The sequence below is a fragment of the Serratia sp. TSO36 genome (assembly GCF_057808395.1).
In genome coordinates this window covers 1-18,193 of the sequence record NZ_JBJZOU010000002.1, presented here as the reverse complement: position 1 = coordinate 18,193, position 18,193 = coordinate 1, and the positions used below count along the sequence as shown (strand labels likewise).

General features: G+C 59.9%; 15 protein-coding genes. 8 read left to right on the top strand and 7 right to left on the bottom strand.

What is annotated here, in order from left to right:
• Positions 1-119 precede the first annotated feature (119 nt).
• The 3 genes from mnmG to asnC form a co-directional block, all read right to left on the bottom strand.
• Positions 120-2,009, bottom strand: coding sequence for a tRNA uridine-5-carboxymethylaminomethyl(34) synthesis enzyme MnmG (gene mnmG / locus ACK3CV_RS00390; RefSeq protein WP_041037358.1), 1,890 nt, complete (start codon positions 2,007-2,009; stop codon positions 120-122).
• A gap of 380 nt (positions 2,010-2,389) precedes the next feature.
• Positions 2,390-2,830: an FMN-binding protein MioC gene (gene mioC, locus ACK3CV_RS00385; protein WP_033649568.1), complete on the bottom strand. Its 441-nt coding sequence runs from the start codon at positions 2,828-2,830 to the stop codon at positions 2,390-2,392.
• Between the two features lie 100 nt (positions 2,831-2,930).
• Positions 2,931-3,392, bottom strand: a complete 462-nt coding sequence (gene asnC / locus ACK3CV_RS00380) for a transcriptional regulator AsnC (protein ID WP_004933786.1) — start codon at positions 3,390-3,392, stop codon at positions 2,931-2,933.
• Between the two features lie 155 nt (positions 3,393-3,547).
• Here asnC and asnA point away from each other — a divergent pair, with 155 nt between their 5' ends.
• Positions 3,548-4,540, top strand: a complete 993-nt coding sequence (gene asnA, locus ACK3CV_RS00375; protein ID WP_033636511.1) for an aspartate--ammonia ligase — start codon at positions 3,548-3,550, stop codon at positions 4,538-4,540.
• A 6-nt stretch (positions 4,541-4,546) separates the two neighbouring features.
• Here asnA and viaA read toward each other — a convergent pair whose 3' ends face one another.
• Together viaA and ravA are read right to left on the bottom strand one after the other, a co-directional pair.
• Positions 4,547-6,010 carry an ATPase RavA stimulator ViaA gene (gene viaA, locus ACK3CV_RS00370; protein WP_033649569.1) on the bottom strand — a complete coding sequence of 488 codons (1,464 nt, stop codon included), beginning with the start codon at positions 6,008-6,010 and terminating at the stop codon, positions 4,547-4,549.
• A 2-nt stretch (positions 6,011-6,012) separates the two neighbouring features.
• Complete coding sequence (gene ravA / locus ACK3CV_RS00365) at positions 6,013-7,521, bottom strand: ATPase RavA (RefSeq protein WP_204280373.1); 1,509 nt, start codon at positions 7,519-7,521, stop codon at positions 6,013-6,015.
• A 283-nt stretch (positions 7,522-7,804) separates the two neighbouring features.
• Between ravA and kup the strand changes: the two genes are divergently transcribed.
• The 7 genes from kup (at position 7,805) to rbsR (ending at position 15,657) form a co-directional block, all read left to right on the top strand.
• Positions 7,805-9,673, top strand: a complete 1,869-nt coding sequence (gene kup, locus ACK3CV_RS00360; protein ID WP_033636508.1) for a low affinity potassium transporter Kup — start codon at positions 7,805-7,807, stop codon at positions 9,671-9,673.
• 170 nt (positions 9,674-9,843) lie between these two features.
• Positions 9,844-10,263 (top strand): D-ribose pyranase, encoded by a 420-nt coding sequence (rbsD, locus tag ACK3CV_RS00355; protein WP_079656081.1) that lies wholly within the window; start codon positions 9,844-9,846, stop codon positions 10,261-10,263.
• 7 nt (positions 10,264-10,270) lie between these two features.
• Complete coding sequence (gene rbsA, locus ACK3CV_RS00350) at positions 10,271-11,776, top strand: ribose ABC transporter ATP-binding protein RbsA (protein ID WP_033636505.1); 1,506 nt, start codon at positions 10,271-10,273, stop codon at positions 11,774-11,776.
• 6 nt (positions 11,777-11,782) lie between these two features.
• Positions 11,783-12,751 carry a ribose ABC transporter permease gene (gene rbsC, locus ACK3CV_RS00345; protein WP_004933766.1) on the top strand — a complete coding sequence of 323 codons (969 nt, stop codon included), beginning with the start codon at positions 11,783-11,785 and terminating at the stop codon, positions 12,749-12,751.
• 24 nt (positions 12,752-12,775) lie between these two features.
• Positions 12,776-13,663: a ribose ABC transporter substrate-binding protein RbsB gene (gene rbsB, locus ACK3CV_RS00340; RefSeq protein ID WP_033649580.1), complete on the top strand. Its 888-nt coding sequence runs from the start codon at positions 12,776-12,778 to the stop codon at positions 13,661-13,663.
• A gap of 61 nt (positions 13,664-13,724) precedes the next feature.
• Positions 13,725-14,651, top strand: coding sequence for a ribokinase (rbsK, locus tag ACK3CV_RS00335; RefSeq protein WP_086580748.1), 927 nt, complete (start codon positions 13,725-13,727; stop codon positions 14,649-14,651).
• A gap of 4 nt (positions 14,652-14,655) precedes the next feature.
• On the top strand, positions 14,656-15,657 hold the full coding sequence (gene rbsR, locus ACK3CV_RS00330; protein ID WP_025160301.1) for a ribose operon transcriptional repressor RbsR: 1,002 nt from the start codon (positions 14,656-14,658) through the stop codon (positions 15,655-15,657).
• On the opposite strand, the gene mdtD is transcribed toward rbsR, so the two are convergent.
• A complete protein-coding gene (gene mdtD, locus ACK3CV_RS00325; protein ID WP_025160302.1) occupies positions 15,654-17,069 on the bottom strand; it encodes a multidrug transporter subunit MdtD in 1,416 nt (471 codons plus the stop codon). The two genes, rbsR and mdtD, sit on opposite strands and share 4 nt — an antisense overlap.
• A gap of 67 nt (positions 17,070-17,136) precedes the next feature.
• Positions 17,137-17,826 (bottom strand): FadR/GntR family transcriptional regulator, encoded by a 690-nt coding sequence (locus ACK3CV_RS00320; RefSeq protein ID WP_033636503.1) that lies wholly within the window; start codon positions 17,824-17,826, stop codon positions 17,137-17,139.
• Positions 17,827-18,193: the final 367 nt, after the last annotated feature.

The window sequence follows — 18,193 nt, the reverse complement described above, 5'->3', positions numbered from 1 at the left end:
GCTGAACGACCAGCGGATGGTTAGCTGGCGCAATGAGGCGCCTATGATAATTCAGGGCGCAAGTGATGTCAGCGGCCGTTTGGCTACGGGATGAGCAAACGGCCGCCTGGATGCGGGATTTATGCGCTGCGGCGCAGCAGTCCCTGCTTTTTCAGCCAGATCAGCAAAATCGAGATCGCCGCCGGCGTAATGCCGGAGATGCGCGAAGCCTGGCCGATGGAGTTCGGTTTGTGATCGTTCAGCTTGGCGATCACCTCGTTCGACAGCCCAGAAACCTGACGGTAGTCGAGATCCAACGGCAGCACGGTGTTCTCGTTGCGCTGTTGTTTTTCGATCTCTTCCTGCTGGCGAGCGATGTAGCCTTCGTATTTGACCTGGATCTCGACCTGTTCGGCGGCTTGTACGTCGTCCAGCGGCGGCGCGAAGGCCTCGGTGCCAGTCAACTGCGCATAATCCATCTCCGGGCGGCGCAGCAGCTCTTCGCCGTTCGCTTCGCGCGACAGCGGCGCCTTCAGCAGCGCATTGACCTGTTCGACGTTCTCGGCGTGCGGGTGCATCCAGATGTCGCGCAGGCGCTGACGTTCGCGTTCGATTCGCTCCAGCTTCTCGCTGTAACGCGCCCAACGCACGTCGTCCACCAGGCCGAGTTCACGGCCTTTTTCCGTCAGGCGGAGATCGGCGTTGTCTTCGCGCAGCATCAGACGATACTCGGCGCGCGAGGTAAACATGCGGTACGGTTCTTTGGTGCCGAGGGTGCTGAGATCGTCCACCAGCACGCCCAGGTAGGCCTGATCGCGACGTGGCGCCCAGCCTTCCTGATCGTCGGCGAAGCGCCCGGCGTTCAGGCCGGCCAACAGGCCCTGCGCAGCGGCTTCTTCATACCCGGTGGTGCCGTTGATCTGGCCGGCGAAGAACAGCCCCTGAATGAATTTGCTTTCCAGCGTCGGCTTCAGATCGCGCGGATCGAAGAAATCGTACTCGATGGCATAACCAGGGCGAATAATACGCGCGTTCTGCATCCCTTCCATCGAACGGACGATCTGCATCTGCACGTCGAACGGCAGGCTGGTGGAAATGCCGTTAGGGTAAATTTCGTTGCTGGTCAGGCCTTCCGGTTCGAGGAAGATCTGGTGCGCGTTGCGATCGGCAAAGCGCATGACCTTGTCTTCGATCGACGGGCAGTAACGTGGGCCGATCCCTTCGATGATCCCGGCATACATCGGGCTGCGATCGAGGTTATTGCGGATCACGTCATGGGTTTTTTCATTGGTGTGGGTGATGTAGCACGCCATTTGTTCCGGGTGCTGGCTGGCATCGCCCAGGAACGAGAATACCGGCACCGGCGTATCGCCGTGTTGTGGCGCCAGTACGCTGAAATCGATAGTGCGGGCGTCGATGCGCGGCGGCGTACCGGTTTTCAAGCGATTGACGCGCAGCGGCAGCTCACGCAAACGCTGCGACAGCGAGATCGAAGGAGGATCCCCCGCGCGGCCGCCGCTGTAATTCTCCAGGCCGATATGGATCTTGCCGTCCAGGAAGGTGCCGACGGTCAATACCACCGCTTTGGCGCGGAATTTCAGGCCCATTTGGGTTACGGCGCCCACTACGCGATCGTTTTCGACGATCAGATCCTCAACCGGCTGTTGGAAGATCATCAGGTTGGGCTGGTTCTCCAACGCGGTGCGGATCGCCTGGCGATACAGCACGCGATCCGCCTGCGCGCGAGTGGCGCGAACGGCAGGGCCTTTGCTGGCGTTTAGTATCCTAAACTGGATGCCGGCATGATCGATCGCCGTGGCCATCAGGCCGCCGAGTGCATCAATTTCCTTAACCAGATGCCCTTTACCAATACCGCCAATCGCCGGGTTACAGGACATCTGTCCCAGCGTATCGATATTGTGTGTCAATAATAAAGTCTGACGTCCCATGCGCGCCGCGGCCATGGCGGCCTCGGTACCTGCATGGCCACCACCGATGATGATGACGTCAAATTGATCTGGATAAAACATGGAACTGCACCTCGCCGTATTGCGAACGATCGTATTTGCCCTAGGGTGGGGGATTCTACTCAAGTTTAGACGATCGACCAAGCGGTCAGGATCGTCGGTAATTAAAAGAAGATCTTTTTTATTTAAAGATCTCTTTATTAGATCTCTTATTAGGATCGCGATCCTCTGTGGATAAGTAACTATTCACGAAGAAGATCAGCAGATTAAGGAGGATCGTTTGCTGTGAATGATCGGTGATCCCGACGCAGATAAGCTGGGATCTAAAAGGCTTGTTATGCACAGGACAAAAAGCGACCTACGGTTGTTATTTGGATAACTACGGCTTTTACCCTGCTTTTAAGCTTAGTTATCCACAATCGTTCGCGCGATCTTTAGACAAACTAGAGTAAATTAATCCAGTTTTTTACCCATTCCTCGGCCGGATCCTCGGGAATTTCATGCTCGGTCACGTCGATCTCGAGACGATCGCCGATCCTTTTCGCGCCTCTGGCGATCAGCAGATCGTCGATCTGTTTGATCGCGCCGCAGAAGATGTCGTATTCCGAACTGCCTAAACCGACGGCGCCGAACTGCACCTCGGAAAGATCCGGCTGTTGTTCGGCGATCTGCTCCAGCAGCGGCTGAAGGTTATCCGGCAGTTCGCCGGCGCCGTGCGTGGAAGATACCACCAGCCAGCGGCCGGTCAACGGCAGTTCATCCAGTTCAGGGCCGTGCAGCATCTCGGTAGAGAAACCCGCGTCTTCCAGCTTTTCAGCCAAATGTTCAGCCACGTATTCGGCGCTGCCAAGCGTACTGCCACTGATCAGAGTAATGTCTGCCATGAACCAACGATCCCAACCTTCTCACTCAAAGTGGCTGCATTGTACGCTGTGAATCGGCTGGGATCTACCTGTGGATAATGTGGGTATGCAATTTGGCGGGTTACGGCACGATGGTGCGCATAATGGGGTTCTGCAGCGAGATCAGCGTTTCGGTAGACTGGATCTCGTCGATGGTCTGGATCTTGTTGATAAGTACCTGCTGCAGTGCGTCGATCGATCGGCACATCACCTTGATAAAGACGCTGTAGTGGCCGGTGGTGTAATAGGCTTCCACCACTTCCTCCAGGCTTTCCAGCTTTTTCAGCGCCGAAGGGTAGTCCTTGGCGCTCTTTAATATGATGCCGATAAAGCAGCACACATCGTAGCCCAGCTGTTTGGGGCTGACGTCGATGCGCGCGCCGGTGATGATCCCGGCCTGTTTCATCTTCTCTACCCGCACATGAATGGTGCCGGGGCTGACGGCGAAGTTTTTCGCCAGTTCGGCGTACGGCGTGCGTGCGTTGTCCATCAGAGCGTTGAGGATGCCGCGATCGAGATTATCGATCTGATAAATTTCCGCCATTTAATCCCCCATTAATTAACGATTGTTGAATTCTGTCCGGATAAAAATGAACGATTAAAAGTGAAAAGGCAATATTGATTAATGGATATTGAATTGACATGTCATTTTGTTGCTTAATCGATGGCAACAGAGACAGGTTTACAAGAGATACGGCAATGAAAAAACAGTTTATCCAAAAACAACAACAAATCAGCCAGGTCAAATCCTTCTTCTCCCGCCAGCTGGAGCAACAGCTTGGCCTGATCGAAGTGCAGGCGCCGATCCTCAGCCGTCTGGGCGACGGCACGCAGGATAACCTCTCCGGCAGCGAGAAAGCGGTGCAGGTTAAGGTGAAAACCCTGCCGGACGCCACCTTCGAAGTGGTGCATTCACTGGCGAAATGGAAACGCAAAACCCTGGGCAGCTACGATTTCGGCGCCGGCGAAGGCCTGTACACCCATATGAAGGCGCTGCGCCCGGATGAAGATCGCCTGACGCCTATCCACTCGGTGTACGTCGATCAGTGGGACTGGGAGCGGGTGATGGGCGACGGTGAGCGCAGCCTGGACTACCTGAAAAGCACCGTGCGCAGCATTTACGCCGCCATCAAGGCGACGGAGGCGGAAGTCAGCCGCGAGCATGGCCTGACCCCGTTCCTGCCGGAACAGATCCACTTTGTGCACAGCGAAACCCTGCTGCAGCGTTACCCGGATCTGGACGCCAAAGGGCGCGAGCGGGCGATCGCCAAAGAGCTGGGCGCAGTGTTCCTGATCGGCATCGGCGGCAAGCTGTCGCACGGCAAATCGCACGATGTGCGGGCGCCGGATTATGATGATTGGACCACCCCGGCGGCGGATGGCCTGGCGGGCCTGAACGGCGATATCGTGGTGTGGAACCCGGTGCTGCAGGACGCTTTCGAGCTGTCCTCTATGGGCATCCGCGTCGACGCCGCCGCGCTGAAACGTCAGCTGGCGCTGACCGGCGATGAAGAGCGCATGAAGCTGGAGTGGCACCAGTCGCTGCTGCGCGGCGATATGCCGCAGACCATCGGCGGCGGCATCGGTCAGTCGCGCTTGGTGATGCTGTTGCTGCAACTGTCGCATATCGGCCAGGTGCAGTGCGGCGTGTGGTCGCCGGAAGTGCGCGGGGCGGTCGAAGGCCTGCTCTGATCCCGCCTAGCGCCGCCAGCGGCGCATCAAACGGCTTTTCAGCCCGGTATCGAAGCGCCAGATATGATCGAAGATGCGCATGATGCCGGGTTTGCCGTAGGCGGACATCGCCACCGCATGGAAACGCTGCTGGTGGCTTTGCTGCTGCTGTTTCACCTTCTTTATTACCTCCTCCGGCAACCGCTGAGCGATAAAATCGGAAATGATCACCGCATCGGCGTCGAACCAGCCGCTCTCCGCCATTTTGGTGACGGTGGCGTTCAGGCAGGCCGCCAGATCGGTGCCGCCGCGAAACTGCTGGCCGAGAAAGCGCACCGCCTGTTCGATGCCGCTGGCGGCGGTGAGCTCGTAATGCACGATCTGGTTGGCGAACAGCATGATGTAGCAACGGCGGTTGTCCGCCAGCGCAATGCGCAGCAGCGCCAGGCAGAACGCCTTGGCGCACTGTTCGTTGAAGCCGCCCATCGATCCTGAGGTGTCCACGCAGACGATAAACGGCCCGCGCGGCTGTTGATCCTGCTGCTGGTGGGTGACCTGGCGGATCAGGATCTGCTCCTGCCAGACGTCGCCCTGCAGGCGGTAGCTCAGCAGCCGCTTTTCCAGCAGGCGGCGATAAAATTCGAACTCCAGCTCTTCAATGCCCAGCGTCGCCAGCTCCGGCGGCAGCAGGCGCAGGATGTCGTCGCTCTGATGAATGCCGCTCACTTCTTCCGGTAGCGTGGCCGGCACCTGCACCATCACCCTGAACGGCTCCGGCTGCGCGTCCTGTTGCTGCACCGCCTTGGCCTGATAGCTGCGGCCCAACTGCTGCGCCAGCTTTTTCAGCTCCGGCTGCTGCTGCAAAAAGTTGCCATACTCCACCAGCCGTTGGTAATCACCGCGCTGCAGCTGGCCTTTGCTCATGTCCCACAGCCTGCCGGCGGCGGTGTCGTTTTCCGACAGCAGCGGCTCCAGCGCGCCGCTCAGCGCCAATCGCTCCTGCAGTTCCGCCATCAGCTGCTCGCGCTCCTGTTCCAGCAGCTGGTGGTGCAGCATGGTGGCCTGCAGCGTCAGGCTGATGCGCCAGCGCTGCAGGAACAGGGTTTGGAAGCTGTCGTCCAGCGGATGATTGGGCAGATCGGCGGCGTCCACCAGGGCGCGCGCCTGTTCATAAAACGGCGAGACCAGCTGGCGCAGCAGCTCCATCGTGTCGTTGAGGTTGTGATAGAACTGGGTGTTGTTCTCCAGCTGGCACTGTTGGTAGCGGTAAAATTCCTGCGCCAGCGCCGGCGGCACCATGGCTTCCTGCAGACGCTCCTTGAGCTGCAGTTTCCAGCGTGGCAGATCGCGATCCAGCGCCCGGCGAAGGGCCGGAAACTTTTTAAAGAACACCGACAGCTGCGGCGCCGCCAGCATGCCGACGATCATCTCCTCGATCATTTCGCCTTCGGCGATCGCCAGCAGCAGATCGAGCGTCTCCAGACTGAGCATGGTTACTGGCCGCGCATTTGCTGCAGTTGCTGTTTAACCTGCTCCGCCACCTGCAGCAGACTGGCTTCGATCTTGGCCAGGCCGGCGGCGGGTGTGAACAGACAGGGCTGATGTTGGCTGAAGGCGCGGCGCTGCTCCGCCAGGCGTTGGGCCAACGCGTCCATTTCGTCCAGCAGCGCCTGCGGCGTGGCGGTGGCCTGTTTGCCTGGCAGCGCCAGCAGCGACGGCTGGCGGCTGACGTCCAGCACCGTCAGGTGCAGTTGGTCGTCGACCTCCAAATCGATCGGCTGCGCGAAGCCGATGCCGTTCAGCTTGGCGCGCACGTCGCCGCCTTTTTGCAGCCAGTTGTCCAGCACGCTGCTTTCGATGCTCAGATGGTTGACCTGAATGTCATGCAGCTGCAGCGGCTTTTGCAGCAACAGGGTGAGGGTGCCGCCGGCGAACGGCGTGGCCGGCGCGTATTGCGGTTTACGGCTGAACATGCCGCCCTTTTTCACCAGGCTGATGGCCTGCCGGTCGCTTTGTTGCTGCTGATCCTGCAGCCAGCGGGTGTGGATTTGTTGCAGTTGGATCAGCATCGACTGTTGCTGGTAGGCCGATTCGGTCAGCAGCTGATCGATCTGCTGTTGCAGCAGCTTCAGCGAGGTGAGATCGTGCCACAGGCAGTCTTTCAGCAGCATCAGGTCGAGCGGGGCGATGGCGTCGCGCCCGCTGAAGAAGGCGCAGGCCTGCAGCAGGCGCAGGGCTTTTTTCCAGCGTCGGTCAGAGACGTACGGCGCCTGTTCCAGCGCGTCCAGCCGCTGGCGTAGCTGGAAAATCAGCTCAAAGCAGGCTTCCGGCAGCACCACCTTATCGATCTGCGGCTGCCACTGCAGAAACTCTTCGTCGCTGACGCTCAGCGCCGCCGGCACCGGGTTTTGGCTTTCGCTCTGGCGGTTGACCAGCAGCGAGCGGAAATTCTGCTTATCCTGCACCTTATCCAGCCACAGGCGGATCAGCATGCGGTCATATAAGGCTTCGAGGCTGTTGTCCGCTTCGGGCAGTTCGTTGGAGGCGGTGACCAGCAGGCGCAGCGGGATCGGTTCTTCGCTGTTGCCGTTGCGAAAGCGCCGTTCGTTGATCGCCGTCAGCAGGGTGTTGAGGATCGCCGGGCCGGCCTTCCAGATCTCGTCCAGAAACACGATCTCCGCTTCCGGCAGGTAGCCGGCGGTCAGGCGCTGATAGCGCCCCTCATCTTTCAGCGCCTGAATGGAGAGCGGGCCGAAGACCTCTTCCGGCGTGGAAAAGCGCGTCATCAGGTATTCAAAGGAGCGGGCGTTGCGGAAGGCAAACTTCAGCCGGCGCGCGATCAGGCTCTTGGCGATGCCGGGCGGGCCGAGCAGGAATACGCTTTCGCCGCTCAGCGCCGCCAGCAGGCACAGGCGAATCGCTTCTTGCCGCTCATAAAGACCGCTCTCCAGCGCGCTGCTGAGGCGGGAAATTCGTTCTGCCAGAAGGGATGATGGCGTCATATAATTGTCGCATTGTCCGAGAGTTAGCCAATCTTGGTCGATAATCCGATGATAAACCACCATTATTTTTAGTGGTATAGCTTGTTGATTAGTAATATTTTTCTAAGTTGAGCCGGATATCCGGTTCACATTTTGTTTATTTTTCGGCTCTGATATAAGGGTAGGCAAGCCGTATAAATGGTGCATACTGTGCGGCTTTCTGGTGGGCGTGACGGATCTTTGAGCCCGTATTTTGCCTGATGCGGATGCATCGCTAACGGATGTTCTGATAAAGAAACGAATTATGAGCGCAGAGCATAAGCAGTCCTTATCGGCGGTAACCCTGGCGGCCATCGGCGTGGTCTACGGTGATATCGGCACCAGCCCTCTCTATACGTTGAGAGAGTGTTTCTCCGGCCATTACGGCTTCGATGTTCGTCCAGACGTGGTTTTCGGCTTCCTGTCGCTGATTTTCTGGATGCTGATCGTGATCGTTTCCCTCAAATATCTCACCTACGTGATGCGCGCGGACAACGCCGGCGAGGGCGGCATTCTGACGCTGATGTCGCTGGCCGGGCGCAACACTTCGGCGCGCACCACCGCGGTGCTGGTGATACTGGGCCTGATCGGCGGCAGCTTCTTCTATGGCGAGGTGGTGATCACCCCGGCTATCTCGGTGATGTCGGCGATAGAGGGGCTGGAAATCGCCGCGCCTGCGCTCGATGCCTATATCGTGCCGCTCTCCATTCTGGTGCTGACGCTGCTGTTCGTTATTCAAAAGCACGGTACCGGCAGCGTCGGCAAGCTGTTCGCCCCGGTGATGCTGCTGTGGTTCATCGTGTTGGCGGTGCTGGGCGCGCGCAGCATCATTTCGAACCCGGAAGTGCTGCAGGCGCTGAACCCCAAATGGGCGCTCAACTTCTTCATGGAATATAAGAAGGTGTCGTTCTTTGCGCTGGGGGCGGTGGTGCTGTCTATCACCGGCGTCGAGGCGCTGTATGCCGATATGGGGCACTTCGGTAAGTTCCCGATCCGCCTGGCCTGGTTCACCGTGGTGCTGCCTTCGCTGGTGCTCAACTACTTCGGCCAGGGCGCGCTGCTGCTGAAAAACCCTGAGGCGATCAAAAACCCGTTCTTCCTGCTGGCACCCGACTGGGCGCTGATCCCGCTGCTGATTCTGGCGACCCTGGCGACGGTTATCGCTTCGCAGGCGGTGATTTCCGGCGTCTTCTCGCTGACCCGCCAGGCGGTGCGCCTGGGCTATCTGTCGCCGATGCGCATTATTCACACCTCGGAAATGGAATCCGGCCAGATCTACATTCCGGTGATCAACTGGACGCTGTACATCTCGGTGGTGCTGGTGATTGTCGGTTTCGAACACTCCAGCAACCTGGCGGCGGCGTACGGCATCGCCGTCACCGGCACCATGGTGCTGACCAGCATTCTGGTCACCTCGGTGGCGATCAACAACTGGCACTGGAATCGCTTCCTGGCGCTCGGCATCGCTGCCATCTTGCTGATCATCGACGTGCCGATGTTCTCCGCCAATGCCCTGAAGCTGTTCTCCGGCGGCTGGTTGCCGCTGACCTTGGCGCTGGTGATGTTTATCATTATGACCACCTGGAAGAGCGAGCGCTTCCGCCTGCTGCGCCGCCTGCATGAACACGGCAACTCGCTGGAGGCGATGATCGCCTCGCTGGAGAAATCGCCGCCGGTGCGGGTGCCGGGTACCGCGGTGTTCCTGTCGCGCGCCACCAACGTCATTCCTTTTGCGCTGCTGCACAACCTGAAGCACAACAAGGTGCTGCATGAGCGCGTGGTGCTGCTGACGCTGCGCACCGAGGATGCGCCTTACGTGCACAACGTGCGCCGGGTGACCATCGAACAGCTGTCGCCGACCTTCTGGCGGGTAGTGGCCAGCTACGGCTGGCGGGAAACGCCGAACGTCGAGGAGGTATTCCACCGCTGCGGGCTGGAAGGGTTGCCGTGCCGCATGTCGGAGACCTCGTTCTTCATGTCCCATGAATCGCTGATCCTCACCAAGCGGCCGTGGTACCTCTACCTGCGCGGCAAGCTGTTCGTCGCCCTGAGCCGCAACGCGCTGCGCGCGCCGGATCAGTTTGAGATCCCGCCGAACCGGGTCATCGAGCTCGGCACACAGGTCGAGATCTAACCCGCCAGACAGGGGCTCAGCATGGCTGAGCCCCTTTTGTTTGCGCATTGTTCGTGCGTGAACGAAACGTTTCGATAGCGATCACACTTCTGCATTGTCCCGGTTGCCTTCCCCTGCCGTTTTTTTAAACTCCCCCAGAGAGCGAAACGTTTCGCTAGCGGAGTGAGAAGATGAAAAAAGGCGTATTACTGAATTCCGACGTGTCTGCCGTGATTGCCCGGCTGGGGCATACCGACCAGCTCACCCTGTGCGACGCGGGCCTGCCGATACCGGCGGCGACGCAGCGCATCGATCTGGCGCTGACGCAGGGCGTGCCGACCTTCATGCAGGTGTTCGCGGCGGTCACGCAAGAGATGCAGGTAGAAAGCGCCATCCTGGCGGAAGAGATCGTGAAACAGAATCCGTCGCTCCACGAGGCACTGTTGGCTGAACTGACCGCACTGGGCCAACGCCAGGGCAATACCATCAGCGTGCGTTATATCAGCCATCAGGCGTTTAAAGCGCAAACCGGGCACAGCCGGGCGGTGATCCGCAGCGGGGAGTGTTCGCCTTACGCGAACCTGATCCTGTGCGCCGGCGTAACTTTCTGAGGCGTTTATGCAACCTTTACTGCAACTGAAAGGGATTGATAAAGCCTTTCCCGGCGTGAAGGCGCTTTCCGGCGCCGCCCTCAGCGTTTATCCCGGCAAGGTGATGGCGCTGGTGGGGGAAAACGGCGCCGGGAAGTCCACCATGATGAAAGTGCTGACCGGCATCTATCAGAAAGACGCCGGCAGCCAGTATTTTCTCGGTAACGAGGTGGCGTTCAACGGGCCTAAAGATTCGCAGGAAGCGGGCATCGGCATTATCCATCAGGAGCTGAATCTGATCCCGCAGCTGACGATTGCGGAAAACATCTTCCTCGGCCGCGAGTTCGTCAACCGTTTCGGCCGCATTGACTGGAAGCGTATGTACGCCGAGGCCGATCGCCTGTTGGCGCGCCTCAACCTGCGCTACAGCAGCCACCGGCTGGTGGGCGAGCTGTCGATTGGCGATCAGCAGATGGTGGAGATTGCCAAGGTGCTGAGCTTCGAATCGAAAGTGATCATCATGGACGAACCGACCGACGCGCTGACCGACACCGAAACCGCCTCGCTGTTCAAAGTGATCAACGAGCTGAAGGCCGAAGGGCGCGGCATCGTTTATATCTCGCACCGCCTGAAAGAGATTTTTGAAATCTGCGACGACGTGACCGTGTTCCGCGACGGGCAGTTTATCGCCGAGCGGCCGGTGAGCGAGCTGCAGGAAGATTCGCTGATTGAGATGATGGTCGGCCGCAAGCTGGAAGAGCAATACCCGCGCCTTGATTTGCCGCGCGGGGAAAAACGGTTGGAAGTCAGCCACCTTTCCGGCCCCGGCGTTGAGGACGTCAGTTTTACGCTGTATCGCGGCGAGATCCTCGGCGTGGCCGGGCTGATGGGCGCCGGGCGCACCGAACTGATGAAGATCCTGTACGGCGCCGCGCCGCGCAAGGCCGGCACCGTCAGCCTGGACGGCCGCGAGGTGGTCACCCATTCGCCGCAGGACGGGTTGGCGAACGGCATCGTCTATATCTCGGAAGACCGCAAGCGCGACGGCCTGGTACTGGGCATGTCGGTGAAGGAAAACATGTCGCTGACCGCGCTGCGCTACTTCAGCCGCGCCGACGGCAGCCTGAAACAGGCCGACGAGCGGCAGGCGGTGGGAGATTTCATCCGGCTGTTCAATATCAAAACGCCGTCGATGGAGCAGCCGATCGGTCTGCTTTCCGGCGGCAATCAGCAAAAAGTGGCGATCGCCCGCGGCCTGATGACTCGGCCGAAGGTGCTGATCCTCGATGAGCCGACGCGCGGCGTCGACGTCGGCGCCAAAAAAGAGATCTATCAGTTAATCAACCAGTTCAAGCAGGAAGGGCTGAGCATCATTCTGGTGTCTTCGGAGATGCCGGAGGTGATGGGCATGAGCGATCGCATTCTGGTGATGCACGAAGGGCATCTCAGCGGCGAGTTCCCGATTGAACAGGCCACCCAGGAAGCGTTGATGGCGGCAGCCGTCGGCAAGCAATACGGCGTAAAGCAGGAGTAATCAGATATGAGTTCCCAGACTATCGCAGCCAAGCGCTGGTTCAGTAAAGAGTGGCTGTTAGAGCAGAAGTCGTTGATTGCGCTGCTGGTGCTGATCGCCGTGGTCTCTTCCATGAGCCCGAACTTCTTCACCCTGAACAACCTGTTCAATATTCTGCAGCAAACCTCGGTGAACGCCATCATGGCGGTGGGGATGACGCTGGTGATCCTCACCTCCGGCATCGATCTGTCGGTGGGATCGCTGCTGGCGCTGACCGGCGCGGTGGCGGCGTCGATCGTCGGCTTTGAAGTCAACGCGCTGGTGGCGGTGGCGGCGGCATTGGCGCTGGGCGCCGCGGTTGGCGCCTGCACCGGGGTGATCGTCGCCAAAGGCAAGGTGCAAGCCTTTATCGCTACGCTGGTGATGATGCTGCTGCTGCGCGGCGTCACCATGGTGTACACCAACGGCAGCCCGATCAATACCGGTTTCACCGACGTGGCCGACACCTTTGGTTGGTTCGGCATCGGCCGCCCGCTGGGCGTGCCTACGCCGATCTGGATCATGGCGATCGTGTTCATCGCCGCCTGGTATATGCTGCACCACACGCGCCTGGGCCGCTATATTTATGCCCTGGGCGGCAATGAAGCGGCAACCCGCCTGTCCGGCATCAGCGTCGATAAAGTGAAGATTATCGTTTACTCGCTGTGCGGCCTGCTGGCGGCGCTGGCCGGGGTGATCGAAGTGGCGCGCCTGTCGTCAGCGCAGCCGACCGCCGGCACCGGCTATGAGCTGGACGCCATCGCCGCCGTGGTGCTGGGCGGCACCAGCCTGGCCGGCGGCAAGGGCCGCATCGTCGGCACGCTAATCGGGGCGCTGATCCTCGGCTTCCTGAACAACGGCCTGAATTTACTGGGTGTTTCTTCCTACTACCAAATGATCGTGAAGGCAGTGGTGATACTGCTGGCGGTTCTGGTAGATAACAAAAGCAACAAGTAACCTCCCCCTACAGGAATCACGATGATGAAAATGAAAAAACTGGCAACCTTAGCTTCCGCCCTCGCGCTGAGCGCCACCCTGAGCGCCAATGCCATGGCCAAAGACACCATCGCGCTGGTGGTATCCACCCTCAACAACCCGTTCTTCGTCTCGATGAAGGATGGCGCGCAGCAAGAGGCCAACAAGCTGGGCTACAACCTGGTGGTGCTGGATTCCCAGAACAACCCGGCGAAAGAGCTGGCCAACGTGCAGGATCTGATGGTGCGCGCGCCTAAGCTGCTGCTGATCAACCCGACCGACTCCGATGCGGTGGGCAACGCGATCAAGATGGCCAACCAGGCTAAGATCCCGGTCATCACGCTGGATCGCGTGGCGAGCAAGGGCGAGGTGGTGAGCCACATCGCTTCGGACAACCGCGTGGGTGGCAAAATGGCCGGCGACTTCATCGCCAAGAAAGTGGGCGCCGATGCCAAGGTGATTCAACTGGAAGGCATCGCCGGCACTTCCGCCGCGCGTGAACGCGGTGAAGGCTTCAAGCAGTCGCTGGATCAGAATAAATTCAAACTGTTGGCCAGCCAGCCGGCCGATTTCGATCGCACCAAGGGCCTGAACGTGATGCAGAACCTGCTGACCGCGCACCCGGACGTGCAGGCGGTGTTCGCCCAGAACGATGAAATGGCGCTGGGTGCGCTGCGCGCGCTGCAAACCGCCGGTAAAACCGACGTGATCGTGGTAGGCTTCGACGGCACCGCCGACGGCGTGAAAGCGGTTGAAGGCGGCAAGCTGGCGGCGACCGTGGCGCAGCGTCCCGATCAGATCGGCGTGATCGGTGTGGAAACCGCCGATAAAGTGCTGAAAGGCGAAAAAGTGCCGGCGACCATCCCGGTCGATTTGAAACTGGTCACTAAATAAGTCATACCAGCGCCATCGGAACGGGGCGTTTACGATGGCGCGCAATTCAGGAATCAATGCGATGGAAACAGGTAAGCTGGTGGTTCTTGGCAGCATCAATGCCGACCATATCCTCAATATTGAACACTTCCCCCACCCGGGCGAAACGGTGATCGGGAAACAGTATAAGGTGGCGTTTGGCGGCAAGGGCGCGAATCAGGCGGTGGCGGCCGGGCGCAGCGGGGCGGAGATCGCCTTTATCGCCTGCGTGGGCGCCGACGACATTGGCGAACGTGTCCGCCGGCAGCTGGCGAGCGATCGCATTGATACTCAACCGATTGAAGCCATCGCCGACAGCACCACCGGCGTGGCGCTGATCTTCGTCAACGCCGAAGGCGAGAACGTGATTGGCATCGATGCCGGTGCCAACGCGGCGGTGACGCCGGATTACCTGGCGCGCTACCAACAAAAAGTGATCGATGCCGACGCTTTGCTGATGCAGCTGGAGTCGCCGCTGGAGACGGTGATCGCCGCCGCCCGCCTGGCGAAGCAGCATCACACGCAAGTGATCCTCAACCCGGCCCCGGCGCGTGAGCTGCCGGACGAGCTGCTGGGCATGATCGATATGATTACCCCGAATGAAACCGAAGCCCAGCGCCTGACCGGCATCGCCGTGGACAACGACGCCGATGCGGCGCGGGCGGCGCAGGCGCTGCACGACAAGGGCATCGCGACGGTGATCATCACCCTCGGCAGCCGCGGCGTGTGGCTGAGCGAAAACGGCAACGGCAAACGGGTGCCCGGCTTCAAGGTGCAAGCGGTGGATACCATCGCCGCCGGCGATACCTTTAACGGTGCGCTGGTCACTGCCCTGTTGGAAGGCAAGAGCATGGCCGACGCGGTGCGTTTCGCCCATGCGGCGGCGGCGATCGCCGTGACCCGCCCTGGCGCGCAGCCTTCGGTGCCGTGGCGTGAAGATATTGACGCCTTCTTGCAGCAGCAGGGGTGATCCTTTGGCCACCATGAAAGATGTCGCCCGCCTGGCGGGCGTTTCAACCTCTACCGTTTCGCATGTGGTCAACAACAATCGCTTTGTCAGCGACAGCGTGCGCGACAAGGTCATGGCGGCCGTGGAACAGCTGAACTATGCGCCTTCCGCGCTGGCGCGCAGCCTGAAGCTCAATCAGACGCGCACCATCGGCATGCTGGTGACCGCCAGCAACAACCCGTTTTATGCCGAAGTGGTGCGCGGCGTGGAGCGCAGCTGCTATGAACGCGGCTACAGTTTAATCCTGTGCAATACCGAAGAAGACGCCGCGCGCATGAACCGCAGCATGGAGACGCTGCTGCAAAAGCGCGTCGACGGTTTGCTGCTGATGTGCACCGAAAACCACCGGCCATCGCAAGATGCCCTGAGCCGCTACCCGTCACTGCCGATCGTCATGATGGACTGGGCGCCGTTCGAGGGCGCCAACGACATTATTCAGGATAACTCGCTGCTGGGCGGCGAGATGGCGACCGATCATCTGATCGCCCGCGGCTACCGCAAGATCGCCTGCATCGCCGGCCCGCAGGATAAAACTACCGCCCGTCACCGGCTGGAAGGCTATCGCAACGCGATGCGGCGCGCCGGATTGCCGGTTCCGCCGGGGTATGAAGTGCACTGCGATTTTGAGTTTGAGGGCGGCGTGAACGCCATGCGCCAACTGCTGGCGCTGGACGAGCCGCCGCATGCGGTGTTCGCCGGCAACGACGCGGTGGCGGTGGGCGTTTATCAGGCGCTGTATCAGGCCGGGCTGTCCGTGCCGCAGGATATGGCGGTGATGGGCTACGATGATATTGAGCTGGCGCGCTATCTGGCGCCGCCGCTCAGCACCATTCATCAGCCGAAGGATTCGCTGGGCGAACTGGCGATCGATGCGCTGATCAATCGCCTGCAGAACCCGGAGCGCGCCCCCCAGGTGCTGGTGCTGACGCCCGAGCTGGTGGAACGCGCCTCGGTGGGCCGCCGTTAACTCGCCGCCTTCGCTTCTTTCTTGCTTTCCTGGCCGCTGATCAAATTGCGGCCATCCTTCCTTCTCAGCAACATAAACACCAGCGCCGACGCCACGGTGACGATCCCCATGGTGATAAAGGTGTAATGGAAGTGGTCGATCATGGTGCCTAACGACAGAGATTCGTAAAAACGCAGCACCGCCGCGCTGATCGCCACGCCGAAGCTGATGGACAGCTGTTGGGTGACCGCCAGGACGCTGTTGCCGGCGCTGGCGTTGGCGTCGTTCAAATCCGCCAGGCTGATGGTGTTCATGGCGGTGAACTGGGTGGACATCGCCATGCCCAGCACGAACAGCGGCAGGATCATCAGCCACAGCGGCATGCCCGGGCTTTGCAGGGCGAATTGGGCGATCAGCACCCCGATGATGACGGTGATACCGACCAGCGTTTTACGGTAGCCGAACCAGCGCAGCACCTGAGTGACGGTGGATTTCGCCATCAGCGAACCGATGGCGGTCGGTGCCATCATGCAGCCGGCGACGATCGCCGTATAGCCGAATCCCACCTGCAGCATGAGCGGCATTAAAAACGGCACGCAGCCGGTGCCCAGCCTGGAGGCGACGTTGCCGGCGATGCCGACCGAGAAGGTGCGGGTTTTGAACAGGTCGAGACCGATCAGCGGCTGAGGATGGCGGCGGGCGTGTGCGATATAGCCGAACAGCATCACGAAGCCGCTGAGCAGAATGCCCAGCGAAACGTAGCTCGCCAGCACCCGCTCGCCAAACAGCTCCAGCCCGGTAGAAATCAGCACCAGGCTCAGGCCGAACAGCATAAAGCCAAGGAAGTCGAAGCGGCGCTTGGGCGTGGTGAAGTCCGGCATGTATTTACGCGCATAGAAGATGCCGAGCAGGCCGATAGGGATATTGATCAGGAAAATCCAGTGCCAGGTGGCGTAGGTGACCAGCCAGCCGCCCAGCAGCGGCCCCAGAATCGGCCCGACCAGGCCGGGCATGGTGACGAAGTTCAGCACCGGCAGCAGTTCGCTGCGCGGGTAGGCGCGCAGCAGCGCCAATCGCGCGACCGGCATCATCATCGCGCCGCCGATGCCCTGCAGCACGCGAGAGGCGACCAGCGCGCTCAGCGTAGGGGACAGAGCGCACAGCAGCGAGCCGAGGGTGAATAACGTGACGGCGAAGATGAACACGCGCCGGGTGCCGAAGCGGTCCGCCAGCCAGCCGCTGACCGGGATCAGCATCGCCACCGTCAGCGTGTAGCTGATGACGGCCGATTGCATCGCCAGCGGCGAACGCCCCAGACTTTGGGCGATCGCCGGCAGCGCGGTATTGAGGATAGTGGCGTCCAGCGCCTGCATAAAGAACGCCATTGCGGCGATCCACGGAAGTCCTGCCATACTGCGCGCGGATTGGGTCATGGTCGGTCCTGGTTAAATGGTCGTCTGTCCCTCGTCTCTTTCTTCTATATATAAGCGGGGAGCGTGTCTAGTCTTTCTCTTTCAGCAGTACCTGGCAGGCGACGAGCGCGCCGGCGCTGTCTCCGGCGAGTATCGCATCGACGATAGCCTGATGATGGCGCAGCTTGATCACTTCATTGCCGGTGATGGCGCGGAAGTAGCTTTGGTACACCGAACTGAACAGGTTGGCGAACGAGGTCAGGAACGGGTTGCCGCTGGCCTCGTAGATGAGCTGGTGGAATTGGGTATCGACCTGGATCCAACGCTCGCGATCAAACTGGGTATGCAGCGCGCGCATTTCCGCCATCAGCTCCGCCAGCAGCTTGGTTTGCTGCGGGCTGGCGTGGTTTGCCGCCAACGCGCAGGCCTGCGGCTCCAGCGAGGTACGCAGGATAAGGAAGTGTTGCATCACCTGATCGAAGTTTTCCCGCGTCATCCACCAGGTCAGTAAATCCTGGTCGAGGAAATTCCATTGGCTCTGCGGCATCACGCGGGTGCCGATGCGCGGGCGCGGTAGCAGCATGCCTTTGGCGGCTAACATCTTTACCGCTTCGCGTACTGCGGTGCGGCTGACGCCGAATTGCTCGCCCAGTTCCATTTCACCGGGCAGGATGCTGCCGGCCTGATAATCGCCCGCCAGAATTTGTTGGCCAAGTTTCTCTGCAAGCAGATAAGAAAGATTGCGTTGGGCGGCCTGTTGTTGTGCATTTAACGGCATGGCTGCGGGTCCTTACTGACATCGTTATTTCTATTTTACTCCAGTGATCGCCAGCTTTTATGGCTGTTTGCCTGAAAAAGTGACATAAATTCGTCGCTTTTTCGCCCTTTTGTTGAAAAAAAGCGCGCTTGAAAAGTTTTTTGCAATTAGGGGTTGCGGCCTGCCGAGAACTCCCTATAATGCGCCTCCACTGACCGGGAACAACGACTGACAAGCCGCCGGGTCAGCGAGAAGACAGCGAAATAAACGCTTGACTCTCCGGGCTAAAAGCGTAATATACGCAGCCCGCGCCGATGAGTTTCTCGGCACTGCTCTTTAACAATTTATCAGACAATCTGTGTGGGCACTCCACAAGACGATATCCAGC